The organism is Streptomyces sp. SID14515 (assembly GCF_010548505.1).
Classification (GTDB): domain Bacteria; phylum Actinomycetota; class Actinomycetes; order Streptomycetales; family Streptomycetaceae; genus Streptomyces; species Streptomyces caviscabies.
In genome coordinates, this window is sequence record NZ_JAAGMH010000112.1 from 40,502 (window position 1) to 66,050 (window position 25,549).

Consider the following 25,549-nt stretch of genomic DNA (forward strand, 5'->3'; position numbering starts at 1 on the left):
GGCGCCCGACGGCGTCAGTAGCGCTCGATGGCCGGCGGGTCGACGTACTCCGAGCCGGACAGGCCCAGCGTGGCCTCGTAGATCTTCTTGTACGTGCCGTCCTTGACGCGCTCCTCCAGCGACTTGCTGATGGCCTCGCGCAGTACCTTGTCGTCCTTGTTCAGGCCGACACCGTAGGGCTCGTCGGTGAACGGCTTGCCGACGACCTTGAGCTTGCCGGAGTTGGCGGCGGCGTAGCCCTTGAGGATCGAGTCGTCGGTGGTGACGGCGTCGACCTGCTTGGTCAGCAGCTGCTGCACGCAGTCGGAGTACTTGGCCAGCTCGACGACGCTCGCGCCGTACTCCGGCTTCTTGATCTCCTGCAGCGGCGTGGAGCCGACGATCGAGCAGACCTTCTTGCCCTTCACCGACTCCTTGCCGGTGATCGACTTCTCGTCCTCGCGCACCAGGAGGTCCGCGCCGGCCTTGTAGTACGGACCGGCGAAGCCGACCTGCTTCTTGCGCTCGTCGTTGATCGTGTAGGTGCCGACGTAGTAGTCGACCTGGCCCTTGGAGATGGCCGTCTCACGGACGCCGGAGTCGACGGTCTTCCACTCGATCTGCTTGTCGGAGAAGCCGAGGTCGGCCGCGATCATCTTGGCGATCTCGATGTCGAAGCCCGAGCGCTCCTTGGTCGACTGGTCCTCGAAACCGAGGTACGGCTGGTCGGCCTTGGCGCCGAGGACCAGCTTGCCGCGCTCCTTGGCCTTCTTGAAGACCGGGGAGTCCAGGGCGACATCCTTGGCCACGGTGTACGTGGGCAGCGCGGGGGCCTCGGAGGAACCGGGCTTCGTGCCGCCCGGTTTGTCACCGGCGGAGCCCTCCTTGCCGCCACACGCGGTAGCGGTCAGGGCGAGGACGGCGATGGCCGCGACGGCGGCGGACTTACGGAGCTTCATGTGAACAATCCTTAGGTCGTAGGTCGTTGTCGTCAGTGGTGAAGGATCTTCGACAGGAAGTCCTTGGCCCGGTCGCTGCGCGGATTGCTGAAGAACTGGTCGGGCGTCGCCTCTTCGACGATCTTCCCGTCGGCCATGAACACGACGCGGTTGGCGGCGGAACGGGCGAAGCCCATCTCGTGGGTGACGACGATCATCGTCATCCCGTCCCGGGCCAGCTGCTGCATGACCTCGAGGACCTCGTTGATCATCTCCGGGTCGAGAGCCGACGTGGGCTCGTCGAAGAGCATGACCTTCGGGTCCATCGCCAACGCCCGTGCGATCGCGACGCGTTGCTGCTGGCCACCGGAGAGCTGCGCCGGGTACTTGTCGGCCTGTACGCCGACGCCCACCCGGTCGAGCAGGGTCCGGGCCTTCTCCTCCGCCGCCTTCTTGTCGGCCTTGCGGACCTTGGTCTGGCCCAGCATGACGTTCTCCAGCACCGTCTTGTGTGCGAAGAGATTGAACGACTGGAAGACCATGCCCACGTCGGCGCGCAGCCTCGCCAGCTCCTTGCCCTCCTGGGGCAGGGGCTTGCCGTCGATCGAGATCGCTCCCGAATCGATCGTCTCCAAGCGATTGATCGTGCGGCACAGCGTGGACTTGCCGGACCCGGAAGGCCCGATGACGACCACGACCTCGCCACGGGCGATGGTCAGGTCGATGTCCTGGAGCACATGCAGCGCGCCGAAGTGCTTGTTGACGTTGCTCAGTACGACCAGGTCGTTGGCCGCGGGCGCGGCGTCCTCGGCGGCCTTGGTCACTGAAACTCCGCTCATCGGCTTCTTGCTCCGTCCTCCTCGGTTGAAGAAGGACACTAATGACGCAGTGCTACCAACGTCATTACATCTGAGCGGAAATTGAGCATAACGATCCGGCGGCAACCGGACACTCCGCGTGAACGGGACGCCACGCGCCGCCCCGGGGCGTACCGGGTGCATAACGGAAACCCCGCTGTAACCGGCAGGCTCTTGACTGGTGTGCCGCTCATCGGCGTGGATGCCTTGTGCGAGGAAGACGCGAAGCGTTGATGAACGGAAGGTCTCGCCAACGATCTTCCGGGTGAAGCAGGGTGAAACGTGAGATAACACCCGGTGACACCGTGCAACGGTGATGCGAACGAACCCGAGGAGCCGGACGGCCCCGGGAGACACGGAGAGGAGGGCCATGAGACTGCTGCTCGTCGAGGACGACGACCATGTCGCGGCGGCCCTGTCCGCCGTGCTCGCCCGGCACGGATTCCAGGTCGTGCACGCCCGCAACGGCGAGGAGGCCCTGCGCGCGCTGCTGCCCGCCGAGAAGGAGCCCTTCGGGGTGATCCTCCTCGACCTCGGCCTGCCCGACCAGGACGGCTACGAGGTGTGCGGAAAGATCCGCAAGCGCACCGCCACCCCTGTGATCATGGTCACCGCCCGCGCCGACGTGCGCTCGCGCATCCACGGACTCAACCTCGGCGCCGACGACTACGTCACCAAGCCGTACGACACCGGCGAGCTGCTCGCCCGTATCCACGCGGTCGCCCGGCGCACCACCAGCGGCGAGGACACCGCGCCGACCCCGGTCGCCGCCCTGCGCCTCGGGTCGGTCGCCATCGAGCTGCCGACCCGCCGGGTCAGCGTCGACGGCGAGGAAGTCCAGCTCACCCGCAAGGAGTTCGACCTGCTGGCGCTCCTGGCCCAGCGCCCCGGCGTCGTCTTCCGCCGCGAGCAGATCATCAGCGAGGTCTGGCGCACCAGCTGGGAGGGCACCGGACGTACGCTGGAGGTCCACGTCGCCTCCCTGCGCTCCAAGCTGCGGCTGCCCGCCCTGATCGAGACCGTGCGGGGCGTCGGCTACCGGCTCGTCGCGCCGTCCGCGTAACCGGCGGGTACGTTTCCCCGGTGCGCTCCCGTCTGCTCCCGCTGCTCATCGTTCTGATGGCCGCCATCCTGCTCACCCTCGGCCTGCCGCTCGCGGTCAGCGTGGCGGCGGCCGAACAGCAGCGCCTGGTGATCGACCGGATCGACGACACCGCACGGTTCGCCGCCCTGGCGCAGTCCATCACCGACACCTCCCCGGACAGCGAGGAGCGCCGCCGCACCCTCCAGACCGACCTGGAGGTCTACACCTCGGTGTACGACATCCGCGCCGGCGTCTTCTTCCGGGACGACCGGGCGCTGGCCAAGGCCCCCAGCTTCTGGAGCCTGCCCGCCGAGGGCGAGGGGCGTACGGCCTTCAACGAGGCGCTGCTGGGCCGCCGCTCGCACGATCCGCCGCAGGTCTGGCCCTGGCGCGACGGCCGCGTCGTCGTCGCCTCGCCCGTGGTGCGCGACGGTGATGTGGTCGCCGTCGTCGTCATCGACTCGCCCACCGGCGAGATGCGGTCGCGGACCCTGCGGACCTGGCTGTTCATCGGCCTCGGCGAGGCGCTGGCCCTGCTGGTGGCGGTCGGCGCGGCGGTCCGGCTCACCGGCTGGGTCCTGCTGCCCGTGCGGACCCTGGACGCGGCCACCCACGACATCGCCGGCGGCCGCATGCGCTCCCGGGTCGCCGCCTCCGCCGGGCCGCCGGAGCTCCGCCGCCTGGCGCGCTCCTTCAACGAGATGGCGGACAACGTCGAGGACGTGCTGGAGCAGCAGCGCGCCTTCGTCGCCGACGCCTCGCACCAGCTGCGCAACCCGCTCGCCGCCCTGCTGCTGCGGATCGAGCTCCTCGCCCTGGAGCTGCCCGAGGGCAGCGAGGAGATCGCGGCCGTGCGCACCGAGGGAAAGCGGCTGGCCCGGGTCCTCGACGACCTCCTGGACCTCGCGCTGGCCGAGCACGCCGAGGCGGACCTCCAGCTGATCGACATCGTCCCGCTCACCGCCGAGCGGGTCGCCTCCTGGCGCCCCATGGCGGAGCGGGAAGGAGTGGCCCTCACCCTGGACGGGGCCCCGGCGGCCACCGCCTGGGCCGACCCCATCGCCCTGTCCAGCGCCCTGGACGCGGTGATCGACAACGCCCTGAAGTTCACCCCCGCCGGAGAGGACGTCACCGTCACCGTCGCCGCCGCAGCCGTCGCGGCGACTGTCGTCGTCGCCGACCGGGGCCCCGGTCTCACCGAAGCGGAGCTGGAGCGCGTCGGGGACCGCTTCTGGCGCAGCACCCGCCACCAGAACGTCAGCGGATCGGGCCTGGGCCTCTCCATCTCCCGGGTGCTGCTCGCGGCGGGCGGCGGCTCGATCGCGTACGAACACCACGCACCGCACGGTCTGCGGGTGACGGTCTCGCTGCCCCGCGAACGGCCGGGCGGCTGAGCCGTCAGTCCCTGCGTCGGGAAGCCTCGCGCCCTCGCCGAGGAGCGCTCACGGCTTCACCGAGCGGTAGTAGTCCTTCGCCCCGTCGTGCACGTCCAGCGGATCGGTGTAGATCGCCGTCCGCAGATCCACCAGCTGCGCCGCGTGCACCTCGCGGCCGATCCGGTCCCGGCTGTTGATCACCGTCCGGGTGAAGGCCTCGGTCATGGCCGCGTCCGTACGGTCGGTCGTGACGAGCAGGTTGGCGACGGCGACCGTGGGCACCGACTGACCCTGCTGGGCCTGCGGATAGGCGTCCGCGGGCATCATCGCCGACCGGTAGAAGCGGGTGGGACCGGTCGCCGCCTGCAACTTCGCGACCAGGTCCGCCTCCAGCGGCACCAGCCGGATGTCGAAGCGCTGCGACAGCTCCTGCACGGCCGCGGTCGGCAGCCCGCCCGACCAGAAGAAGGCGTCGAGCTGGCCCTGGGTCAGCCGTACGGGCATGGTGTCGATGCCCACCGGCACCGGGGTGATGTCCTCGGCCGGATCGAGCCCCGCCGCCGTCAGCAGCCGGTCCGCGACCAGCCGCACCCCGGAGCCCTGCTGGCCGACGCCCACCCGCTTGCCCCGCAGGTCGGAGGCCTTGTGGATGTCGGAGTCGCGGGGGACGACCAGCTGGACGTAGTCGTCGTACAGCCGGACGCAGCCGCGCAGCCGCTGGGCGCCCGGCCTTCCGTCGCGCAGATAGGTCGCCACGGCGTCGGCGGTGGCGATGGTGAAGTCCGCCTCGCCCGTCGCCACCCGGGCGAGGTTCTGCTGCGACCCCTCGCTGGTCCGCAGCCGTATCGACACCTCCGGCATGTCCTTGGCGAGCGCGCCCTCCAGCCGCTCCCCGTACCGCTGGTAGACACCGCTGGGCACCCCGGTGGAGAAGGTGAGCGACCCGCTCGGGTCGCCCTCGTCCCCCCGGGGCTGGAGCCACCACGCGAGCAGCCCGAGTACGACCGCGAGGACGGCGCCCGTCTGCAGGGTGCGCCGGCGGCCGAATCGGGACAGAGCGTGGAGCATGCGCGCGATCCTGCCAGCTCACCCACCCCCCTGGCCAGGCTTCCCCGTGAGGCCCGGCCCACAGCGGACGGCGACGGGGGAGGGGCGGCGGAAGGCTACGGGAGGGGCCTGCCCGGCAACCGCCTACCCTTGTCCCATGAGCAGCGGCAACCGGAGCGAAGCAGTGGACGTCCAGAAGAGCTACGAGGTGCGCACCTACGGGTGCCAGATGAACGTCCACGACTCCGAACGGCTGTCGGGTCTCCTGGAGGGCGCCGGTTACGTCCGGGCGCCCGAGGGTTCCGACGGCGACGCCGACGTCGTCGTCTTCAACACCTGCGCGGTGCGGGAGAACGCCGACAACAAGCTGTACGGGAACCTCGGCCGCCTCGCGCCCATGAAGACCAAGCGCCCCGGGATGCAGATCGCCGTCGGCGGCTGTCTCGCGCAGAAGGACCGCGACACCATCGTCAAGCGGGCCCCCTGGGTCGACGTCGTCTTCGGCACCCACAACATCGGCAAACTGCCGGTCCTCCTGGAGCGCGCCCGCATCCAGGAAGAGGCGCAGATCGAGATCGCCGAGTCCCTGGAGGCCTTCCCCTCCACGCTCCCCACCCGCCGCGAGTCCGCCTACGCCGCGTGGGTCTCCATCTCGGTCGGCTGCAACAACACCTGCACGTTCTGCATCGTCCCGGCCCTGCGCGGCAAGGAGAAGGACCGCCGCACCGGCGACATCCTGGCCGAGATCGAGGCCCTGGTGGCCGAGGGCGTCTCCGAGATCACCCTGCTCGGCCAGAATGTGAACGCGTACGGATCCGACATCGGCGACCGCGAGGCCTTCTCCAAGCTGCTGCGCGCCTGCGGCTCCATCGAGGGCCTGGAGCGCGTCCGCTTCACCTCGCCGCACCCCCGCGACTTCACCGACGACGTCATCGCCGCCATGGCCGAGACGCCGAACGTGATGCCGCAGCTGCACATGCCGATGCAGTCCGGTTCGGACCGCGTCCTGAAGGCGATGCGCCGCTCCTACCGCCAGGAGCGCTTCCTGGGGATCATCGAGAAGGTGCGCGCCGCGATGCCGGACGCCGCCATCTCCACGGACATCATCGTGGGCTTCCCCGGCGAGACCGAGGAGGACTTCGAGCAGACGATGCACGCCGTCCGCGAGGCGCGTTTCGCCAACGCGTTCACCTTCCAGTACTCCAAGCGCCCCGGCACCCCCGCGGCCGACATGGACGGGCAGATCCCCAAGGAGGTCGTCCAGGAGCGTTATATGCGCCTGTCGGCCCTCCAGGAGCAGATCTCCTGGGACGAGAACAAGAAACAGGTCGGCCGCACCCTGGACGTCATGGTCGCGGAGGGCGAGGGCCGCAAGGACGGAGCCACGCAGCGCCTCTCCGGCCGTGCCCCCGACAACCGGCTGGTCCACTTCACGCAGCCGGAGAAGGCCGTGCGCCCCGGTGACGTGGTGACCGTCGAGATCACCTACGCCGCCCCGCACCACCTGCTCGCCGAGGGCACGCCGCTCGCCGTACGGTCCACCCGCGCGGGCGACGCCTGGGAGAAGCGCACCACCGAGGCGGCCGCCAAGCCCGCCGGAGTGATGCTCGGCCTCCCTGGCATCGGCGCCCCGGACCCGCTCCCGGCCGCCGCGGCCCCGGCCTGCGGCATCGGCTGACGGCTCCGGGCCCGCGATATCGGCCGGGGCTCCGGGCCGCCGCGGTGCCGGCCGGCGGCTCCGGCCTCGGCCGGCACCCCCGGCAAGTACGCTGACCGGCATGCTTGTCGCCGCCGCCGTGTGCCCCTGTCCGCCGCTCCTGGTGCCCGAGGTCGCCGCCGGGGCCGCCCCCGAGCTCGACGCCGCGCGGGACGCCTGCCTCGACGCCGTGGGGGTGCTCGCCGCCTCGCGCCCGGACCTGCTCGTCGTCGTGGGGCCGGGCGAGGACCGGTCCGCCGGGCCCTACCCGGCGGGAGCGCACGGCACCTTCCGGGGCGTCGGCGTGGAGCTCGACGTGACGCTCGGCGACGCACCGCGGGGCGCGGCGGTCCCGGACCGGCCGCTGCCGCAGTCCCTCACGGTGGGCGCGTGGCTGCTGGGCCGGGCCCGATGGACGGGCGCACCCGTCGAAGGGCTCGCCGTGGCCGAGCGGGAGGCCGCCGAGGAGTGCGCGGAGGCCGGACGTGCCCTCGCCGGACGTGCCGAGCGGGTCGCGCTCCTGGTGATGGGCGACGGCAGCGCCTGCCGCACCCTCAAGGCGCCCGGCTACCTCGACGAGCGGGCCGCCGCGTTCGACGTACGGGCCACCGAAGCCCTCGGCTCCGCGGACCTCGACGCCCTCGCGGCGCTCGACGCCACGCTCGCCCACGAGCTCAAGGCGGCCGGACGGGCCCCCTGGCAGCTGCTCGGCGGTGCCGCGCGGGACGCCGGGCTCGCCGGACGGCTGCTGTACGAGGACGCCCCGTACGGCGTGGGCTACACCGTCGCCGCCTGGTCCTGAACAGACCGGCGGCGGGTGCGGAGCACTCGGCTCCGCACCCGCCGCCGGGGTACTGCCACCGCGTCAGGAAGCGGGCGGCGGCGGAGGCGGAGTGCCCCCGTCCTTCTGCCCCAGCTTGTCCACGGCCTCCTTGGCCTTGCGCGTACCCGAATCGATCTTGTCGCTGTACTTGCCCTTGGTCTTCTGATCGACCGTGCGCGCGGCCTTGTCGAGGCCCTGCTCGATCTTGCCCCCGTGCTGCTGCGCGAGGTCGCCGACCTTGTCCTTGGCCGGTCCCAGCTTGGCCTTCAGGTTGTCCAGGAACCCCATTGGGTCACCTTCCGTGCAGTGAGGACTGTTCGTGGGAGCGTTCTCCCGCCCCCATTGTCCGTCACCTGTCCGTTCCTGCCGTTTTTACGCGTCCTACAGCGTTCGCCGGCGGTTCCCGAGCGCATCCTTGACGTCGCCCTCCGCACCCGGCGTGTTCGGGGTGGCCCGGATATTTGGGAGACTGTCCCGGTGACCCCTCCCGCCCCCGCCCCCCGCGTCATCACCGTCGTAGGCCCCACCGCAGCCGGAAAATCGGATCTGGGGGTCTTTCTGGCCCAGCGGCTCGGCGGCGAGGTGATCAACGCCGACTCCATGCAGCTCTACCGGGGGATGGACATCGGCACCGCGAAGCTGACGCTCCCCGAGCGCGACGGCGTGCCGCACCGGCTGCTGGACATCTGGGACGTCACCGAGGCCGCCAGCGTCGCCGAGTACCAGCGCCTGGCCCGTCTGGAGATCGACCGGCTGCTCGCCGAGGGGCGCACACCCGTCCTGGTCGGCGGTTCCGGGCTGTACGTGAAGGGCGCCATCGACGCCCTGGAGTTCCCCGGTACGGACCCCGAGGTGCGCGCCCGCCTCGAAGCGGAACTGGCCGAGCGCGGCTCGGGCGCCCTGCACGCCCGCCTCGCCGCCGCCGACCCGGACGCCGCCCGCTCCATCCTGGCGAGCAACGGCCGCCGCATCGTGCGCGCCCTCGAAGTCATCGAGATCACCGGCAAGCCCTTCACCGCCAACCTCCCCGGCGACGAGCCGGTCTACGACGCCGTGCAGATCGGCGTCGACGTGAACCGCCCCGAACTGGACGAGCGCATCGCCCTGCGCGTGGACCGGATGTGGGAGGCGGGCCTTGTGGACGAGGTGCGTGCCCTGGAGGCGTCCGGGCTGCGCGAGGGCCTCACGGCCTCCCGGGCCCTCGGCTACCAGCAGATCCTCGCGGCGCTCGCGGGGGAGTGCACCGAGGACGACGCGCGGGCCGAGACCGTGCGCGCCACCAAGCGCTTCGCCCGCCGTCAGGACTCGTGGTTCCGCCGCGACCCGCGTGTCGTGTGGCTCGGCGGCGGACACCGTGACCGGGGGGAACTCCCGCACCGGGCGCTGACGTTGGTCGAACGAGCGGTCACAGCCTGATCACGTGATGGCATCGGGAAGCTCCGGCCGTCAATTCGGCACCCGTGATCGTGCCATCATCGAGCATCGATCCACCAGTGGAGTCCGAGTTGGGAGGGCGCGTGGCGATGGAGGCCGGCCCTCGCGACACGGAGCAGCGCGACACAGAGCACGAGGTGCCGTCACCGCGGGAGACCGCGGGGCGGCTGAGCCCGGACGGGCCCGACGAGCAGGACGTGACCCCCGAGGTCGAGGTCGAGCTGCGGCCCACCCGCAAGCTGCGGATCTGGCAGCTCGCGCCCATCGTCATGCTGGCCGCGGTCGGCTCGCTGATGTTCGCCTTCCCCCTCGCCTTCGAGTTCGGTGACGGCGGCGCGATCGTCGCCATGCTGGGTCTCCTGATCAGCTGCTGTGCGGCCGGCTGGGGCATGATGGCCGCCCGCCGCGTCGGCCACACCTGGCCGGGACTGCCCTCCCGCGGCTCGGGTGACCGCCCCGATTGGCGGGTGATCGCGCTGTACGCCGCGACCGGCCTGGCCCTGGTCGCCCTCGCCGTCTGGCGCGTGGCCCGGCTGCGCTGACGGGCGAGGACCCGGACACCGGGTCCGCTCGTGCGGGGTGTCGGCGCCGCCTCGTACAGTTGGCCTGTGAGCACCTCGCAGATCGCCTTCCTCAAGGGCCACGGCACCGAGAACGACTTCGTGATCGTCCCGGACCCGGACAACGCCCTCACGCTGCCCGCCGCCGTCGTCGCCCGGCTCTGCGACCGTCGGGCCGGCATCGGCGGCGACGGCCTGCTGCACGTCGTGCGGTCCGCCGCGCACCCCGAGGCGCGGGACATGGCGGAGACGGCCGAGTGGTTCATGGACTACCGCAACGCGGACGGTTCGATCGCCGAGATGTGCGGCAACGGCGTGCGCGTCTTCGCCCACTACCTCCAGCGCGCCGGCCTCGTCGAGGAGGGCGACCTCACCGTCGCCACCCGGGGCGGCCCCAAGCGGGTGCACCTCGCCAAGAACGGCGACATCACCGTCTCCATGGGGCGCGCCCTGCTGCCCGAGGAGAGCGCCACGGTCACCGTCGGCGACCGCAGCTGGCCCGCCCGCAACGTCAACATGGGCAACCCGCACGCGGTCGCCTTCGTCGACGACCTCGATCACGCCGGTGACCTGCGCACCGCCCCGCCCGTCAGCCCCGAGGCCGTCTACCCCGAAGGCGTCAACGTCGAATTCGTCGTCGACCGGGGCCCGCGTCACGTCGGGATGCGCGTCCACGAGCGGGGCTCCGGCGAGACCCGCTCCTGCGGCACCGGCGCCTGCGCGGTCGCCGTCGCCACCGCCCGCCGCGACGGCGCCGACCCCGCCGCGACCGGCCTCCCCGTGACGTATCGGGTGGACCTCCCCGGCGGCACCCTCGTCATCACCGAGCACCCGGACGGCTCGGTCGACATGACCGGCCCCGCCGTGATCGTCGCCGAGGGCGTCATCGACCCGGCGTGGCTCGACACGGTGACCGACTAGCCCTTTCGACCGGCACGAAGCAGCCACCCGGCCGATTTCGCTCGAAACGGTGATCGGCCGGAGCTTCGCTCGAATGGGTGATCCGTTTCACGCTGGGCGAGAGCTGGACTGCGCCACGTGGTGGGGTCGATAGCATCAAGCACCGGCCCCGAGGGGCGTCCGCTCCTCCCCCGTGCCGGTCGACGTCGCCGGAGGTGCCCATGAGTGCAGAGGCCGCCGATCCGGGCGCTCCCCTTCGCAGGCGGAGCCGCCCCCGGATCGATCTGCGCAGACTGGGCCGGGTGGCACTGCGTGGCCCGGTCTCCCGCGACCGGCTGCCCGACGCCATCGGCCATGTCGCCGAGGCGCACCGCGCCCACCACCCCGACGCCGACCTGACCATCCTGCACCGGGCCTACGTCCTCGCGGAGTCCTCGCACCGCGGCCAGATGCGCAAGAGCGGCGAGCCGTACATCACGCACCCGCTGGCCGTCACCCTGATCCTCGCCGAGCTCGGCGCCGAGACCACCACGCTCACCGCCTCCCTGCTCCACGACACCGTCGAGGACACGGAAGTGACGCTCGATCAGGTACGTGAGCAGTTCGGCGACGAGGTCTGCTATCTCGTCGACGGCGTCACCAAACTGGAGAAGGTCGACTACGGCGCCGCCGCCGAGCCGGAGACGTTCCGCAAGATGCTCGTCGCCACCGGCAACGACGTCCGGGTCATGTCGATCAAGCTCGCGGACCGGCTGCACAACATGCGCACCCTCGGCGTGATGCGCCCCGAGAAGCAGGCCAGGATCGCCAAGGTCACCCGCGACGTCCTCATCCCGCTCGCCGAACGGCTCGGCGTGCAGGCGCTCAAGACCGAGCTGGAGGACCTGGTCTTCGCGATCCTGCACCCCGAGGAGTACGAGCACACCCGCGCCCTGATCGCCGCCGCGGCGGGCCCGGGCGCCCCCCTCGACACCATCGCCGACAACGTGACGCACACCCTGCGGGACGCCGGCATCAGCGCCGAAGTCCTCATCAGGCCACGCCACTTCGTCTCCGTGCACCGGGTCCGCCGGAAACGCGGCGAACTGCGCGGCACCGACTTCGGCCGGCTGCTCGTCCTGGTCGGCGAGGACGCCGACTGCTATGCCGTCCTCGGTGAACTGCACACCTGCTTCACCCCGGTGATCTCCGAGTTCAAGGACTTCATCGCCGCCCCCAAGTTCAACCTGTACCAGTCGCTGCACACCGCCGTCGTCGGCCCCGAGGGCGCCGTCGCGGAAGTCCTCATCCGTACGCACCGGATGCACAAGGTCGCCGAGGCCGGCGTCGTCGCGCTGGGCAACCCGTACGCCCAGGACCACGCGGCCGCCCAGCACGCCGAGCCGTCCGACGAGCGTGCCGACCCGACCCGGCCCGGCTGGCTCTCCCGGCTGCTGGACTGGCAGGAGTCCGCCACCGACCCCGACACCTTCTGGACCACCCTGCGCGACGACCTCGCCCAGGACCGCGAGATCACCGTGTTCCGCACCGACGGCGGCACCCTCGGGCTGCCCGCCGGAGCCAGCTGCGTCGACGCCGCCTACGCGCAGTACGGCGACCGGGCCCACACCTCCATCGGGGCCCGGGTCAACGGCCGCCTCGCCACCCTGAGCACCGTCCTCAGCGACGGCGACACCGTGCAGCTGCTGCTCGCCCAGGACACCGCGTCCGGCCCCTCGCCGGACTGGCTCGACCATGTGCGCACCCCCGCCGCCCGGATCGCGATCACCGGCTGGCTCACCGACCACCCCGACGAGGCGAAGCCCACCCCCTCGATGATGAGGTCCGTGGACGCGGGCGCACCCGGCCCCGCCGACCCCGCACCGGAACGCGAAGCCCAGGTCACGGCACCGGCGCGCACCCGGTCCGGTCCCCGCTCCACGGGCGTCGTCGCCGAAGGGGCGGGCGGGCCGGTGCGCCTGGCCGGCTGCTGTACGCCGGTGCCCCCCGACGAGCTGACCGGCTTCGTCGTCCGCGGCGGCGCGGTCACCGTGCACCGCCGCGAGTGTCCCGCCGTGGCCGCCATGCAGGAGATCGGCCGCGCCCCGGTCGGGGCCCGCTGGGCGGACGCCGAGGGCCGGGAGTCCGACGCGGGCTGCCGGGTCACCCTCGTCGCCGAGTCCTTCGGCCGCCCCCGGCTCCTCGCCGACCTCACCGAGGCCATCGCCACCGCCGAGGCGGCGATCGTCTCCGCCACCGTGGAGCCGCCCAGTGAGCAGCGGGTCCGTCACACCTACACCCTCCAGCTCCCGGACGCGGCCGGCCTGCCCGCCCTGATGCGCGCCATGCGCGAGGTCGCCGGGGTCTACGACGTCAGCCGCGCCCAGCACCCGGCCCCGGCCGGCTGAGCCACGCCGTAAACCGCCCGTCCGGCAGCGGCCCGTCCCGGCCGGCCCGTCCCGGCCGGCCCAGTCGTGCTCCCCGCACGGGCGGGGCGTTCTCGTTCGGGTGGTGCGGCGCGCGGCTCCCCGGCCGGGCCGCCCCGCGCTGATAGCGGTAGTCCATGCCGCTCCTGACCCGCCGCCTGCGCGCCGCCCTGCTGGCGACCGCCTCGGCCACCCTCGTCGCCGCCACCCTGCCCGCCCCCGAGCCCCTGGGCATCGGCGACCGGCTCTTCCCGGAGCTGGGCAACCCCGGATACGACGTTCTCGCGTACGACATCGACCTCACGTACCACGGCGGCAACACCAAGCCCCTGGACGCCGTCACCAAGATCAGGGCCCGCACCACCGCCCCGCTGGACCGGATCAACCTCGACTTCGCCCGGGGCGCCGTCCGGGGCGTCGAGGTCAACGGACAGTCCGTCGACTTCGCCGCCAAGAACGAGGACCTCGTACTCCAGGCCCCCCGCCGCCTCCCCGCGGGCGTACCGCTGGACATCACCGTCCGGCACACCAGCGACCCGAGCGGGTCCGGCGACGACGGCGGCTGGGTCCGTACCGCCGACGGACTCGCCATGGCCAACCAGGCCGACGCCGCCCACCGCGTCTTCCCGAGCAACGACCACCCCTCGGACAAGGCGTATTTCACCTTCCGGATCACCGCCCCCGAGAAGCTGACGGCGGTGGCCGGCGGCCTGCCCGTGGGGAAGACCCGGCGCGGGGCCACGACCACCTGGACCTACCGCACCGAGCACCCCATGGCCACCGAGCTGGCCCAGGTCTCCATCGGCAGCTCCGCCGTCCTGCACCGCACCGGACCGCACGGACTGCCGGTGCGCGACGTCGTCCCGGCCGCCGACCGGAAGAATCTGGAGCCCTGGCTGAAGAAGACCCCGGCCCAGCTGGAGTGGATGGAGCAGCAGGTCGGCCGCTACCCCTTCGAGACGTACGGAGTGCTCGTCGCCGACAGCCCCATCGGCTTCGCCCTGGAGACCCAGACGCTCTCGCTGTTCGGCAAGTCGTTCTTCACCGAGCCCGGCTACCCGGAGTGGTACGTGGAATCGGTGATGATCCACGAGCTGGCCCACCAGTGGTTCGGCGACAGCGTCTCGCCCGCCAGCTGGTCCGACCTGTGGCTCAACGAAGGACACGCCAGCTGGTACGAGGCCCGGTACGCGGAGGAGAACGGCGGCGGAACCCTGGAGCGGCGGATGCGACAGGCGTACGAGCTCTCCGACGGCTGGCGCGCGGACGGCGGCCCTCCGGCGCACCCGGATGGACCGGCCCCGGGGCAGAAGCTCAGCCTGTTCCGGCCGGTCATGTACGACGGCAGCGCGCTGGTGCTCTACGCGCTGCGCCAGGAGATCGGCGAGGCCGCCTTCGACCGGCTGGAGCGCACCTGGGTCCGGGTGCACCGGGACTCCACGGCGACCACCGCGGACTTCACGCGGCTTGCCTCCGGTATCGCGGGCCGGGACCTGACCGCCTTCTTCGACGGCTGGCTGTACGGGAGGACGACCCCGCCGATGCCCGGGCACCCCGACTGGAGCAGCGCGAAACCCGCGTGACGGGCCCGGTGGGGCCGTGCCACTATCGACGCGTCGGCGCGGCGGACCGCACCGGGGTTCCCGGGAGGGAATCATCCGGGAAGATCACACGTTGTGACTGACGTAAAGACTTCTATCGACGTAAGGATCCAATGACCTCCTCTTCTTCCCTTCCCCAGGACGCGCAGGACGCGCAGAGCGCCACGGAGAACACCCCCGAGAGCCTCACCGAAAGCCTTCGGGCCGACGCCCTGATGGAAGAGGACGTCGCCTGGAGCCAGGAGATCGACGGAGCACGGGACGGCGATCAGCTGGACCGCTCCGAGCGTGCCGCGCTGCGACGCGTGGCCGGTCTCTCCACGGAGCTCGAGGACGTCACCGAGGTCGAGTACCGCCAGCTGCGCCTGGAGCGCGTGGTGCTGGTGGGCGTCTGGACCTCGGGGACGGTGCACGACGCGGAGATCTCCCTCGCGGAGCTCGCCGCACTCGCCGAGACGGCGGGCGCCCAGGTGCTCGACGCGGTGTACCAGCGGCGCGACAAGCCGGACCCGGCCACGTACATCGGCTCGGGCAAGGCGCTGGAGCTGCGGGACATCGTGCTCGAATCCGGCGCCGACACCGTCGTCTGCGACGGTGAGCTGAGCCCCGGCCAGCTGATCCATCTCGAAGACGTCGTCAAGGTGAAGGTGGTCGACCGGACCGCGCTGATCCTCGACATCTTCGCGCAGCACGCCAAGTCCCGAGAGGGCAAGGCGCAGGTCTCGCTCGCGCAGATGCAGTACATGCTGCCGCGACTGCGCGGCTGGGGCCAGTCGCTCTCCCGTCAGATGGGCGGCGGCGGTTCCAGCGGCGGTGGCGGCATGGCCACCCGTGGTCCCGGTGAGACCAAGATCGAGACGGACCGGCGACGGATCCGCGAGAAGATGGCGAAGATGCGCCGGGAGATCGCGGAGATGAAGACCGGCCGCGAGATCAAGCGCCAGGAGCGCAAGCGCAACAAGGTGCCCTCCGTCGCCATCGCCGGATACACCAACGCCGGCAAGTCCTCGCTCCTCAACCGCCTGACCGGGGCCGGTGTCCTGGTGGAGAACGCCCTGTTCGCCACCCTGGACCCGACCGTCCGCCGGGCCGAGACGCCGAGCGGCCGTATCTACACCCTGGCCGACACCGTCGGGTTCGTCCGGCATCTGCCGCACCACCTCGTCGAGGCGTTCCGCTCCACCATGGAGGAGGTCGGCGAGTCCGATCTCATCCTCCACGTGGTGGACGGCTCCCACCCGGTGCCGGAGGAGCAGCTCGCCGCGGTGCGCGAGGTCATCCGGGACGTCGGCGCGGTGAACGTACGCGAGATCGTCGTGATCAACAAGGCGGACGCGGCGGACCCCCTGGTCCTCCAGCGGCTGCTGCGCAACGAGAAGTACGCCATCGCGGTCTCGGCCAGGACCGGCGCCGGAATCGAGGAGCTGCTCGCGCTCATCGACGCCGAGCTGCCCCGGCCGTCCGTCGAGATCGAGGTGCTCGTGCCGTACATCCAGGGGGCTCTGGTCTCCCGGGTGCACGCCGAGGGCGAGGTGCTCTCCGAGGAGCACACCGCCGAGGGCACCCTGCTCAAGGCCCAGGTCCACGAGGAGCTGGCCGCCGAGCTCGGGACGTTCGTCCCCGTCGCGCACTGACGGCGGCCCGACCGCACGACAGCCGAAGGCGCGGCCCGAACTCTCCAGAGAGTTTGGGCCGGGCCTTCGGTGTGCAGTCGGAGAACCGGAGCTACTGCCCCGCGAACTTGTCGCTCATCATCGTGAAGGTGCGCCGGGCGTCCTCACCGAGCTGCGGACCGGCCAGCCAGCCCGAAGTGACCGGGCCGATCGAGGTGTTGGACACCAGCATCGACTTCCCGTCAGGACCGGCGACGAACCAGCCGCCGCCGGAGGAACCGCCGGTCATCGTGCAGCCGATGCGGTACATGGTCGGAGTGCCCGGGGCGATGGAGAGCCGGCCGGGACGGTCGACGCACTGGTGCATCAGCAGCCCGTCGTACGGCGGACCGGCCGGGTAGCCCCAGGCGCCCATGCCGCTGATCTGCCGCACCTCCGGAGCGTCGAAGGAGACCGGCAGCGCGTTGCCCACCGTCTCCTCCAGCGACTTCGTGCCCTTCTCGGGCTTCACGTGCAGGATCGCGTAGTCGTACGGCGCGCCCGCACCGCCCGTCGGGCCGCCCCCGGAGATCCACTCGCCGGAGGACGCGGCCCAGTCCGCCCAGTAGGTGCCGTAGGGGGCGATCTCCTGCGGCTGCGCGGTCCGCAGCTGCGCCGCGTTCTTGCCCTGGTCGTTGTACGAGGGCACGAAGACGATGTTGCGGTACCAGCCGCCGCCCGCGCCCGCGTGCACACAGTGTCCGGCGGTCCACACGAGGTTGGACTTCCCGGGGTTCTTCGGGTCCTTCACGACCGTGCCGGAGCAGACCATGGAGCCCTTGGGGGAGTCGAAGAAGACCTTGCCGACCGGGGCGGCGTGCCGGTGGTACGGGGTTTTCTCCGGCTTGGCCCGCACCGGCGCGGGCTCCGGGTCGCTGACGTCCTGACCGGCGGAGAGGTCACCGGCCGCCATCGTCTTGGCGGGCTCGTCGGCCGAGGCCATCCGGTCCGGCTTCCACAGGCCCTCGATGACCGGGTTGACGAAGTCCTCGGCCTTGCGGAGCCAGCTGCCCTTGTCCCAGTCCTTCCACCCCCCGTCCTTCCACTTCTCCGGGTCCACGCCGTGCTTCTCCAGGGCGTCGCCCAGATCACCGGGCAGGCCGGCGGCGGGGCCCTTGCCGGCCGCCCCGTCGGTGGCCGACGGCTTGGCGGCGGAGGCGGCGTCCTCGTCCGGGCCGCAGGCCGTGGCCGTCAGTGTGAGCGCCGCGACGAGGCCGGTGGCGGCCAGCAGCGGACGTATCGATCGCATGGAAGAGATCCCCCTGAACAGCTGAGTCGTACGGTGGCGCGCGTGCGCGCGATGCGCGGAAGTGCGGTGGTGCGCGGGCGCGGTCGTGCATTCTGTCATGTGCTTGTCATGCCAGGCGCCGGAGCCGGCCGCCGGTCGTCCGTGGCCCCCGGCAGTCGACTGCCGGGGGCCACGGACGTACACGCTGCTGCGGGTTCTACTGACCCGCGTACTTCTCACTCACCGCGCGGTAGACGCCCTCGGCCTCCTTGCCGAGCCGCGGACCGGCCAGCCAGCCCGCCGTGACCGGGCCGATCGAGGTGTTCGAGACCAGGGCGGGCTTGCCGTCCTGCCCGGCCGCCACCCAGCCGCCGCCGGAGGAGCCACCGGTCATCGTGCAGCCGATGCGGTACATCGTGGGCTGGTCCTGGAAGACGGAGAGCCGGCCCGGCTTGTCCTTGCACTGGAGCAGCTTCTGACCGTCGAACGGCGGCGCGGCCGGGTAGCCCGTGGCCGTCATGTCGGCGATCTGCGGCACGGCCGGGGCGTTGAACTCCACCGGCAGCGCCGAACCGACCGTCTCCTCCAGCGACTTGCCGCCCGCGCCCTTCTCCGGCGTCACGTGCAGCACCGCGAAGTCGTACGGGGCGCCCTGGCCGCCGACCGCCGCGCCCTGCTCGATCCACTGCTCGGAGGTCTGGGCCCACTGGCCCCACCACACACCGTACGGAGCGATCTTCTCCTTGGGCGCGGTCTCCAGCTGGTCCAGCGACAGACCGTCGTTGTTGTACGCCGGGACGAAGGCGATGTTGCGGTACCAGCCGCCCTTCTTGCCCGCGTGCACACAGTGCCCGGCGGTCCACACCATGTTGGACTTGCCGGGGTTCGCCGGGTCCTTCACCACGGTCGCGGAACAGACCATCGAGCCCTGCGGGCCGTCGAAGAGCAGCTTCCCGGACTCCGGGGCGTTGTCGTGGTACGGCGTCGCGACACCGGCGGCCTGGACCGGGGCCGGCGTCGGGTCCGTCACACCGTCGTCGCCCGAGATGTCGTTGTCGACCGGGTTCTCCGGAGGCTTGTCGGCCTCCCGCATCCGGTCCGGGTCCCACAGTCCGTCGATGATCGGGTTGACGAAGTCCTTGGCCTCACGCAGCCACTTGTCCTTGTCCCAGTTCTTCCACTCACCGTCCCGCCACTTGTCGGGGTCGATCCCGTGCTCCTTGAGACGGTTCTTGAGGTCGTCCGGAATCGTGACCTTGCCGTCGGACGACTGCTCGGCGGAGGCGCTGGGCGTGGAGCCCGCGTTGTCCTCCCCCGGGCCACAGGCGGTGGCGGTGAGTGCCAGCACGGCGGCGACGGCGGTCGCGGCGAGCGCGGAGGAGGGCATGCGCCGTGCGCGCCTCCCGCGCCGTGCGGTATCGGTCGGGCGAATGGGTCGCATCTCGTGATCCCCCTGGGACTTCGTCACTCGGTACTCGTGCTGTATTGCGGACACTTCGGGCGCCGGAGCAGGTGCTTCCGCGCCGCTGTGCGGCCCCCACTATGCCGGTGCCGATGGTGACGGTACGCGGCAGGTCCGCGGTTCCGTCGCCGCGAGGATGTTCCGATTTACCCGTGATCCATCGCGGACGGCGTCGTTGGTACGTACGGGGGACACCAGGACAGCGTTCACGCCCTTGGTGCGTCCGCGCGAAAACGTACCGACGTGCAACGCAACTGTTACCGCAGGAGGATCAAGAGTCGTGTCCGTGACCGAACCCGCACCGGTGGCGCCGCCCTCCGCGCACGAAGGCATCCTCCGCCGCCAGTCCCTGCGCGAATCGGCGGCCCGCACCTACGCGCGGTCCCTGCCGATCGTCCCGGTGCGCGCCCGCGGGCTCACCATCGAGGGCGCGGACGGACGGCGCTATCTGGACTGCCTGTCGGGAGCCGGCACCCTGGCGCTCGGGCACAACCACCCCGTCGTGCTCGAAGCCATCCGGAAGGTCATCGACTCCGGCGCGCCCCTGCACGTGCTGGACCTCGCCACCCCGGTCAAGGACGCCTTCACCACCGAGCTGTTCGCCACCCTGCCGCGGGAGTTCGCCGACAACGCCCGCATCCAGTTCTGCGGCCCGGCCGGCACGGACGCCGTCGAGGCCGCCTTCAAACTGGTCCGCGCCGCGACCGGCCGCACCGGCCTGCTGACCTTCACCGGCGCCTACCACGGCATGACGGCCGGCGCCCTGGAGGCTTCCGGCGGCGCCACCGACGTACGGGTCACCCGGCTGCCCTTCCCGCAGGACTACCGCTGCCCGTTCGGGACCGGCGGCGAGCAGGGCGCCGCGCTCGCCGCCCGCTGGACCGAACACCTCCTGGACGACCGCAAGGGCGGAGTGCCGACCCCGGCCGGAATGATCGTGGAGCCGGTCCAGGGCGAGGGCGGCGTCAACCCCGCCCCGGACGCCTGGCTGCGCCGCATGCGCCGGATCACCGCGGACCGCTCCATTCCACTCATCGCCGACGAGGTGCAGACCGGGGTCGGCAGGACCGGCGCCTTCTGGGCCGTCGAGCACAGCGGCATCGTCCCCGACGTCATGGTCCTCTCCAAGGCGATCGGCGGTTCCCTGCCCCTCGCGGTGATCGTCTACCGCGCTGAGCTGGATCTTTGGCAGCCGGGCGCGCACGCGGGTACGTTTCGTGGCAACCAGCTCGCCATGGCGGCGGGCGCGGCCACGCTCGCGTACGTCAGGGAGAATCAACTGGCGGACCGCGCGGCGGTCCTGGGGGCCCGGATGCTCGCCCGCCTGACGGAGTTGCGGGCGCACCACCCGGGCATCGGTGACGTACGGGGGCGGGGACTGATGATCGGCCTGGAGCTGGTGGATCCCGAGAGCGCGCCCCTGCCCGCCGAAGCCGGCGACCCCGCCCCGGCCCCGCCGCCCGACCCGGCCCTCGCCCTCGCCGTCCAGCAGGAATGCCTGCGGCGCGGCCTCATCGTCGAACTGGGCGGCCGGCACGACGCCGTGGTCCGCCTCCTGCCGCCCCTCACCCTCACCGACGAGCAGGCGAGTGCCGTCGTCGACCGTCTCGCCGACGCGCTGGCAGCCGCGACACGCTCCCCGCACCGTCGGACCACCGCCGGGCCGACCACCTGAGCCCGGAATCCCCACAAGGAAGAACGCCGTGAACCCCACCCCCGCGTCCGAGGCCGACGGCCCCGGTACCCCCCAGCACCGAGGGCAGGACGGACCGGCCGCCCCCGGCACGGTCGAGGCGACGACGGTGCCCCGCCAGAAAACCGCCCACCACGGCGACCCGAACCTCCCCTCGTACGAGCCGGGTTCGGGCCCCGACGCACCGGAGGGCCGGGACCAGGACCGGGAGCCCGACGCGCTCGACGACCCGGACCCGCTGCGGGCCGCCGACGCGGCGGGCACGGAGAACCTGCTGCGCTGCTGGACCCGGGAGACCGACCTGCCCCGCCCCGAAGGCGACACGCTGCGCATCGCCTTCCCCGCCAGCGGCACCGCCCTCCTCGTCCCCGTGCGCTACTGGTCCGCCACCGGAGCCCACCGCTTCGGCGCACCCGTCCTGGAGAACGCCCCCGCCGACGCCCCGCCCGCCGACGCCGCCACCGTCGCCGTCCTCATCGGCCGCGAGGGCGGCGAGAGCGGCGCGGGCGATCTGGTCGGCCGGGTCGCCGACTCCGTACGCCACACCGCCGGCTTCATCGAGCAGCGCCGGCGCAGCCCGGCGGACCCCGTCGAGGCCGACCTCTTCCTCACCGCCGAACAGTCCCTGCTGCTCGGCCACCCCCTCCACCCCACGCCCAAGAGCCGCGAAGGCCTCTCCGAATCGGAGTCCCGCCGCTATTCGCCCGAGCTCCACGGCTCCTTCCCGCTCCACTGGTTCGCCGTCGACCGGTCGCTGATCGCCACCGACTCCGCCTGGACCGAGGGCGGTCCGGCCAGCGCCGAGGAACTGCTCGCCCCGCACGCCGAAGGGCTGACCCTGCCTCCGGGCACCGTCGCCGTCCCCGTACACCCCTGGCAGGCCGCCGACCTGCTCCACCGCCCCCAGGTCCAAGCCCTCGCCGCCACCGGCCTGCTGCACGACCTCGGCCCGCACGGCGAGCACTGGCACCCCACCTCCTCCATCCGCACCGTGCACCGGCCCGGGGCGCGGGTGATGCTCAAGCTCTCCCTCGGCGTACGCATCACCAACTCCCGCCGGGAGAACCTCCGCAAGGAGCTGCACCGGGGCGTCGAGGTCCACCGCCTCCTGTCGACCGGACTCGCCGAACGCTGGCAGCGGGAGCACCCCGGCTTCGACATCGTCCGGGACCCCGCCTGGCTCGCCGTCGACGACCCCGAGGGCGCACCCGTCACCGGGCTCGACGTGATGCTCCGTCACAACCCCTTCGGCCCGGGTGACGACGCCGCCTGCATCGCGGGGCTCACCGCCGAGCGCCCCCGGCCCGGCCGGACCGGCATGCGCTCCCGGCTCGCCGAGGTCGTCTCCCGGCTGGCCGCCCGCACCGGCCGCTCCACCACCGGCGTCTCCGCCGAGTGGTTCCGGCGCTATCTGCACCACGTCGTGCGCCCCGTGCTCTGGCTCGACGCCCACGGCGGAGTCGCGCTCGAAGCCCACCAGCAGAACACCCTCGTCCTGCTCGACCCGGACGGCTGGCCCGTCGGCGGCCGCTACCGGGACAACCAGGGCTACTACTTCCGCGACTCCCGCCGTGCCGAGCTGGAACAGCGGCTTCCCGGCATCGGAGCCGTCAGCGACACCTTCGTCTCCGACCCGGTCACCGACGAGCGGTTCGCCTACTACCTCGGCATCAACAACGTCCTCGGTCTGATCGGGGCGTTCGGGGCCCAGCGCCTGGCCGACGAACAGGAACTCCTCACCGTCCTGCGCCAATTCCTCACCGAGACCGCGGAACTGGGCTCGCCACTGCCCGCGTATCTCCTTCAGAACCGCCAACTGCGCTGCAAGGCCAACCTGCTGACCCGGCTGCACGGCCTCGACGAGCTGGTCGGACCGGTCGACACCCAGTCCGTCTACGTCACGATCGCCAACCCGCTGCACAGCTGAGCACCCGCACCAGGCAGACTCCGAGCGCACCCGTTCCGGAGCAGCCCACCGACCGCACCCGGTCCAGAGAGGAGAGCGCCACCGTGCCTCCCGCCGACGCCTCAGCGGAACCCGGCGCCGCACCGGCCGACCACGGCTCCGCCGAACGGTCCGGCAGCGGCGCGGGCGAGCGCAACGCCGCCGAGGACACCCTCGACCTGAAGCTCACCGAGGAACTCCTCGCCCTGATCGCCGAGGAGCGGAACACCGGCGCGGACCGGGCCCGGGACCGGGTGCCCCAGGAGCTGCTGGGCGACCCGGGGGCCTGGCCGCCCGCGACCACGCCGGCGGGAGAGTTCGCGCTCCTGCCCGTCCGGCCGGAGCGCGATCTCCCCGTCCTCAGCCGCTGGATGAACGACCCCGCCGTGGCGGCCTTCTGGGAGCTCGCCGGACCGGAGTCCGTCACCGCCGACCACCTCAGGCCCCAGCTCGAAGGGGACGGACGCAGCATCCCCTGCCTCGGTGTGCTCGACGGCACGCCCATGAGCTACTGGGAGATCTACCGCGCCGACCTCGACCCCCTGGCCCGCCACTACCCGGCCCGCCCGCACGACACCGGTATCCACCTCCTCATCGGGGGCGTGAACAACCGTGGCCGGGGCGTGGGAACCACCCTGCTCCGCGCCGTCGCCGACCTCGTCCTGGACAACCTTCCGCGGTGCGGGCGGGTCGTCGCCGAGCCGGACCTGCGCAACACCCCATCCGTATCCGCGTTCCTCAGCGCCGGTTTCCGCTTCTCCGCCGAAGTGGATCTCCCCGACAAACGCGCCGCGCTGATGATCCGCGACCGAACGTACCGAGCCCAGCTGTGACTTACTCGCCGCACTTTCCACACCGCTCGAACCTCATAGGTTCCATCCGGAGGAGTCCCCGTGCCGACATATCCCGCGAGCCGTGATTCAGCCGAGTCCCCGCAGCTGTTCAGCCCTCCGGAGCTGAACCGGCAGATCTGGGACCGGGCCGCAGCACGGCTCCTCGCCAAGATGCTCGGCGAGTTCGCCTACGAGAAGATCATCGAGCCGGTCCCGGGGCCCGGGGCCGACGGATTCCACCGGCTGACCCTCGACGACGGGGGAGTGCTCGCCTTCACCGCCCGGCGCGGCGTCTACGGCAGCTGGCGCGTCGACCCCGACTCGATCGAGATCACCGCGCAGCCCCCGGCCGCCCACGCCAACGGCACCCCGGCCGCCTCGACCACCGACGCGCAGTCCAACGGCTCACCGGCCACCACCGGATCCGTCGACGCAGCGTCCAACGGCTCCGCCACCGTCACCGGACCCCGGCCGTTCCGCGACCCGCTGACGTTCCTCACCCGGGCCCGGAGCCTCCTCGGACTCGACGGCACGACGCTCGGCCACCTCATCCGCGAGCTGACCCGGACCCTGGCCGCCGACGCCCGGCTCGACCACACCGCGCTCACCGCGGACCGGCTCGCCGCCCTGGACTACGCGGAGCTGGAAGGCCACCAGACCGGCCACCCCTGGCTGGTGGCGAGCAAGGGCCGGCTCGGCTTCTCCGCCGCCGACGCCGCCCGCTTCACCCCCGAGACCCGCAGCCCGCTCCGGCTGCCGTGGATCGCGGTCAGCACCCGCATCGCGCAGTACCGGGGCGTGGGCCGCCTCACCGCCCCCGACCGGCTGTACGCCGGTGAGCTCGACCAGGACGTCCAGGACGCCTTCGCCGAAGAGCTGCGGAGCCGGGGACACGACCCGCGGGACTATCTCTACCTCCCCGTGCACCCCTGGCAGTGGGACGAGTGGGTCGTGCCGCTCTTCGCCCCGGCCATCGCCGACGGCGACATCGTGGCCCTGCACACCGACGGCGACGCCCGCCTCCCGCAGCAGTCCATCCGCACCTTCGCCAACGTGGAACGGCCCGAGCGGCACACCGTGAAGCTCCCGCTCTCCATCCTCAACACCCTGGTCTGGCGCGGCCTGCCGACCGAGCGGACCCTCGCCGCCCCCGCGGTCACCGCCTGGGTCCAGGGGCTGTGCGAGGACGACCCGTTCCTGCGCGACACCTGCCGGGTCGTCCTCCTCGGCGAGGTCGCCTCCGTCGCCGTCGAACATCCGCTGTACGACCACCTCCCCGAAGCGCCCTACCAGTACAAGGAACTTCTCGGCGCGATCTGGCGGGAGCCCCTGCCGCCCCGCCTCGCCCCGGGCGAACGCGCCCGCACGCTCGCCTCGCTCCTTCATACGGACCCGGCGGGCCGCGCGTTCACCGCCGAGCTGGTCGAGCGCTCCGGACTCTCCCCGGACGCCTGGCTCAAGCGGCTCTTCGCCGCCCTGCTGCCACCCCTGCTGCACTTCCTCTACCGCTACGGCACCGTCTTCTCCCCGCACGGCGAGAACGCCATCGTCGTGTTCGACGAGAACGACGTGCCCGTACGGCTCGCGATCAAGGACTTCGTCGACGACGTCAACGTCAGCGCCCGTCCGCTGCCGGAGCACGACACGATGCCCGAGGAGGTGCGGGCCGTCCTCCTCACCGAGGAGCCGTCCTTCCTCACCCAGTTCATCCACTCCGGACTCTTCGTGGGCGTCTTCCGCTATCTGTCCCCGCTGTGCGAGGAGCAGCTCGGCGTCTCCGAGGACACCTTCTGGTCACTCGTCCGGGCGGAGATCGTGCGCCACCACGCGCGCTTCCCGGAACTGAAGGAGCGGTTCGAGCTGTTCGACATGCTCACTCCGGAGATCGAACGCCTCTGTCTGAACCGCAACCGTCTGCATGTCGACGGCTACCGGGACCGGGCCAGCCGCCCGCACGCGGCGATCCACGGCACGGTCCCCAACCCGTTGCACCCCTCCGCCCGCGTCCGGGAGTGAGCGCCGTTGTCAGTGGTGCG

20 protein-coding genes are annotated in these 25,549 nt (G+C 71.9%); 14 read left to right on the plus strand and 6 right to left on the minus strand.

From position 1 onward, the window contains the following. Positions 1-14: 14 nt before the first annotated feature. Positions 15-938, minus strand: coding sequence for a glutamate ABC transporter substrate-binding protein (locus tag G3I54_RS26525; protein WP_164617831.1), 924 nt, complete (start codon positions 936-938; stop codon positions 15-17). Between the two features lie 32 nt (positions 939-970). Beyond that, positions 971-1,756: an amino acid ABC transporter ATP-binding protein gene (locus tag G3I54_RS26530; RefSeq protein WP_164617834.1), complete on the minus strand. Its 786-nt coding sequence runs from the start codon at positions 1,754-1,756 to the stop codon at positions 971-973. Between the two features lie 388 nt (positions 1,757-2,144). Here G3I54_RS26530 and G3I54_RS26535 point away from each other — a divergent pair, with 388 nt between their 5' ends. Next, the gene (locus G3I54_RS26535) at positions 2,145-2,837 is read left to right on the plus strand and encodes a response regulator transcription factor (protein ID WP_164617837.1); all 693 of its coding nucleotides are present in this window, start codon (positions 2,145-2,147) and stop codon (positions 2,835-2,837) included. A 20-nt stretch (positions 2,838-2,857) separates the two neighbouring features. Continuing rightward, positions 2,858-4,252 carry a HAMP domain-containing sensor histidine kinase gene (locus G3I54_RS26540; protein ID WP_164617839.1) on the plus strand — a complete coding sequence of 465 codons (1,395 nt, stop codon included), beginning with the start codon at positions 2,858-2,860 and terminating at the stop codon, positions 4,250-4,252. A gap of 48 nt (positions 4,253-4,300) precedes the next feature. Here the strand turns inward: G3I54_RS26540 and G3I54_RS26545 are convergent, their stop codons facing one another. Next, positions 4,301-5,302: a TAXI family TRAP transporter solute-binding subunit gene (locus tag G3I54_RS26545; protein WP_164617841.1), complete on the minus strand. Its 1,002-nt coding sequence runs from the start codon at positions 5,300-5,302 to the stop codon at positions 4,301-4,303. 136 nt (positions 5,303-5,438) lie between these two features. Here G3I54_RS26545 and miaB point away from each other — a divergent pair, with 136 nt between their 5' ends. Then, complete coding sequence (gene miaB, locus G3I54_RS26550; protein WP_164617844.1) at positions 5,439-6,959, plus strand: tRNA (N6-isopentenyl adenosine(37)-C2)-methylthiotransferase MiaB; 1,521 nt, start codon at positions 5,439-5,441, stop codon at positions 6,957-6,959. 100 nt (positions 6,960-7,059) lie between these two features. Further along, positions 7,060-7,779: a class III extradiol dioxygenase subunit B-like domain-containing protein gene (locus G3I54_RS26555; protein ID WP_164617846.1), complete on the plus strand. Its 720-nt coding sequence runs from the start codon at positions 7,060-7,062 to the stop codon at positions 7,777-7,779. 63 nt (positions 7,780-7,842) lie between these two features. Here the strand turns inward: G3I54_RS26555 and G3I54_RS26560 are convergent, their stop codons facing one another. Next, positions 7,843-8,088, minus strand: coding sequence for an antitoxin (locus G3I54_RS26560; protein WP_030080154.1), 246 nt, complete (start codon positions 8,086-8,088; stop codon positions 7,843-7,845). Positions 8,089-8,277: 189 nt separating this feature from the next. Between G3I54_RS26560 and miaA the strand changes: the two genes are divergently transcribed. The 6 genes from miaA (at position 8,278) to hflX (ending at position 16,334) form a co-directional block, all read left to right on the plus strand. Next, entirely contained in the window at positions 8,278-9,216 is a 939-nt protein-coding gene (gene miaA / locus G3I54_RS26565; protein ID WP_164617849.1) for a tRNA (adenosine(37)-N6)-dimethylallyltransferase MiaA, read from the plus strand. Between the two features lie 107 nt (positions 9,217-9,323). Continuing rightward, positions 9,324-9,776: a hypothetical protein gene (locus tag G3I54_RS26570; RefSeq protein WP_010072354.1), complete on the plus strand. Its 453-nt coding sequence runs from the start codon at positions 9,324-9,326 to the stop codon at positions 9,774-9,776. 66 nt (positions 9,777-9,842) lie between these two features. Further along, positions 9,843-10,715, plus strand: a complete 873-nt coding sequence (gene dapF, locus G3I54_RS26575; protein ID WP_164617851.1) for a diaminopimelate epimerase — start codon at positions 9,843-9,845, stop codon at positions 10,713-10,715. A 200-nt stretch (positions 10,716-10,915) separates the two neighbouring features. Beyond that, positions 10,916-13,081: an HD domain-containing protein gene (locus tag G3I54_RS26580; RefSeq protein ID WP_164617854.1), complete on the plus strand. Its 2,166-nt coding sequence runs from the start codon at positions 10,916-10,918 to the stop codon at positions 13,079-13,081. A gap of 155 nt (positions 13,082-13,236) precedes the next feature. Further along, entirely contained in the window at positions 13,237-14,682 is a 1,446-nt protein-coding gene (locus G3I54_RS26585) for a M1 family metallopeptidase (protein ID WP_164617856.1), read from the plus strand. Between the two features lie 131 nt (positions 14,683-14,813). Continuing rightward, positions 14,814-16,334, plus strand: a complete 1,521-nt coding sequence (hflX, locus tag G3I54_RS26590; RefSeq protein WP_164617858.1) for a GTPase HflX — start codon at positions 14,814-14,816, stop codon at positions 16,332-16,334. A 91-nt stretch (positions 16,335-16,425) separates the two neighbouring features. On the opposite strand, the gene G3I54_RS26595 is transcribed toward hflX, so the two are convergent. Together G3I54_RS26595 and G3I54_RS26600 are read right to left on the minus strand one after the other, a co-directional pair. Then, entirely contained in the window at positions 16,426-17,601 is a 1,176-nt protein-coding gene (locus tag G3I54_RS26595) for a hypothetical protein (protein ID WP_164617861.1), read from the minus strand. A gap of 196 nt (positions 17,602-17,797) precedes the next feature. Continuing rightward, on the minus strand, positions 17,798-18,967 hold the full coding sequence (locus tag G3I54_RS26600; protein WP_164617864.1) for a hypothetical protein: 1,170 nt from the start codon (positions 18,965-18,967) through the stop codon (positions 17,798-17,800). A gap of 355 nt (positions 18,968-19,322) precedes the next feature. Between G3I54_RS26600 and G3I54_RS26605 the strand changes: the two genes are divergently transcribed. The 4 genes from G3I54_RS26605 to G3I54_RS26620 all read left to right on the plus strand — a co-directional run bounded on the left by G3I54_RS26605 (position 19,323) and on the right by G3I54_RS26620 (position 25,529). Continuing rightward, positions 19,323-20,717 (plus strand): diaminobutyrate--2-oxoglutarate transaminase family protein, encoded by a 1,395-nt coding sequence (locus G3I54_RS26605; RefSeq protein WP_164617866.1) that lies wholly within the window; start codon positions 19,323-19,325, stop codon positions 20,715-20,717. Between the two features lie 28 nt (positions 20,718-20,745). Continuing rightward, complete coding sequence (locus tag G3I54_RS26610; RefSeq protein ID WP_164617868.1) at positions 20,746-22,662, plus strand: IucA/IucC family protein; 1,917 nt, start codon at positions 20,746-20,748, stop codon at positions 22,660-22,662. Positions 22,663-22,745: 83 nt separating this feature from the next. Beyond that, positions 22,746-23,513, plus strand: a complete 768-nt coding sequence (locus G3I54_RS26615) for a GNAT family N-acetyltransferase (protein ID WP_164617871.1) — start codon at positions 22,746-22,748, stop codon at positions 23,511-23,513. Between the two features lie 60 nt (positions 23,514-23,573). Next, the gene (locus G3I54_RS26620; protein WP_164617874.1) at positions 23,574-25,529 is read left to right on the plus strand and encodes an IucA/IucC family siderophore biosynthesis protein; all 1,956 of its coding nucleotides are present in this window, start codon (positions 23,574-23,576) and stop codon (positions 25,527-25,529) included. Positions 25,530-25,549 lie beyond the last annotated feature (20 nt).

Bases quoted from the DNA above. Each gene is read 5' to 3' on its own strand.
- G3I54_RS26560 (WP_030080154.1), bottom strand. From the start codon at position 8,088: ATGGGGTTCCTGGACAACCTGAAGGCCAAGCTGGGACCGGCCAAGGAC.
- miaB (WP_164617844.1), top strand. From the start codon at position 5,439: ATGAGCAGCGGCAACCGGAGCGAAGCAGTGGACGTCCAGAAGAGCTAC.
- G3I54_RS26580 (WP_164617854.1), top strand. From the start codon at position 10,916: ATGAGTGCAGAGGCCGCCGATCCGGGCGCTCCCCTTCGCAGGCGGAGC.
- G3I54_RS26600 (WP_164617864.1), bottom strand. From the start codon at position 18,967: ATGCCCTCCTCCGCGCTCGCCGCGACCGCCGTCGCCGCCGTGCTGGCA.
- G3I54_RS26585 (WP_164617856.1), top strand. From the start codon at position 13,237: ATGCCGCTCCTGACCCGCCGCCTGCGCGCCGCCCTGCTGGCGACCGCC.
- G3I54_RS26570 (WP_010072354.1), top strand. From the start codon at position 9,324: ATGGAGGCCGGCCCTCGCGACACGGAGCAGCGCGACACAGAGCACGAG.
- G3I54_RS26595 (WP_164617861.1), bottom strand. From the start codon at position 17,601: ATGCGATCGATACGTCCGCTGCTGGCCGCCACCGGCCTCGTCGCGGCG.
- G3I54_RS26535 (WP_164617837.1), top strand. From the start codon at position 2,145: ATGAGACTGCTGCTCGTCGAGGACGACGACCATGTCGCGGCGGCCCTG.
- G3I54_RS26555 (WP_164617846.1), top strand. From the start codon at position 7,060: ATGCTTGTCGCCGCCGCCGTGTGCCCCTGTCCGCCGCTCCTGGTGCCC.
- G3I54_RS26545 (WP_164617841.1), bottom strand. From the start codon at position 5,302: ATGCTCCACGCTCTGTCCCGATTCGGCCGCCGGCGCACCCTGCAGACG.
- G3I54_RS26530 (WP_164617834.1), bottom strand. From the start codon at position 1,756: ATGAGCGGAGTTTCAGTGACCAAGGCCGCCGAGGACGCCGCGCCCGCG.
- G3I54_RS26525 (WP_164617831.1), bottom strand. From the start codon at position 938: ATGAAGCTCCGTAAGTCCGCCGCCGTCGCGGCCATCGCCGTCCTCGCC.
- hflX (WP_164617858.1), top strand. From the start codon at position 14,814: ATGACCTCCTCTTCTTCCCTTCCCCAGGACGCGCAGGACGCGCAGAGC.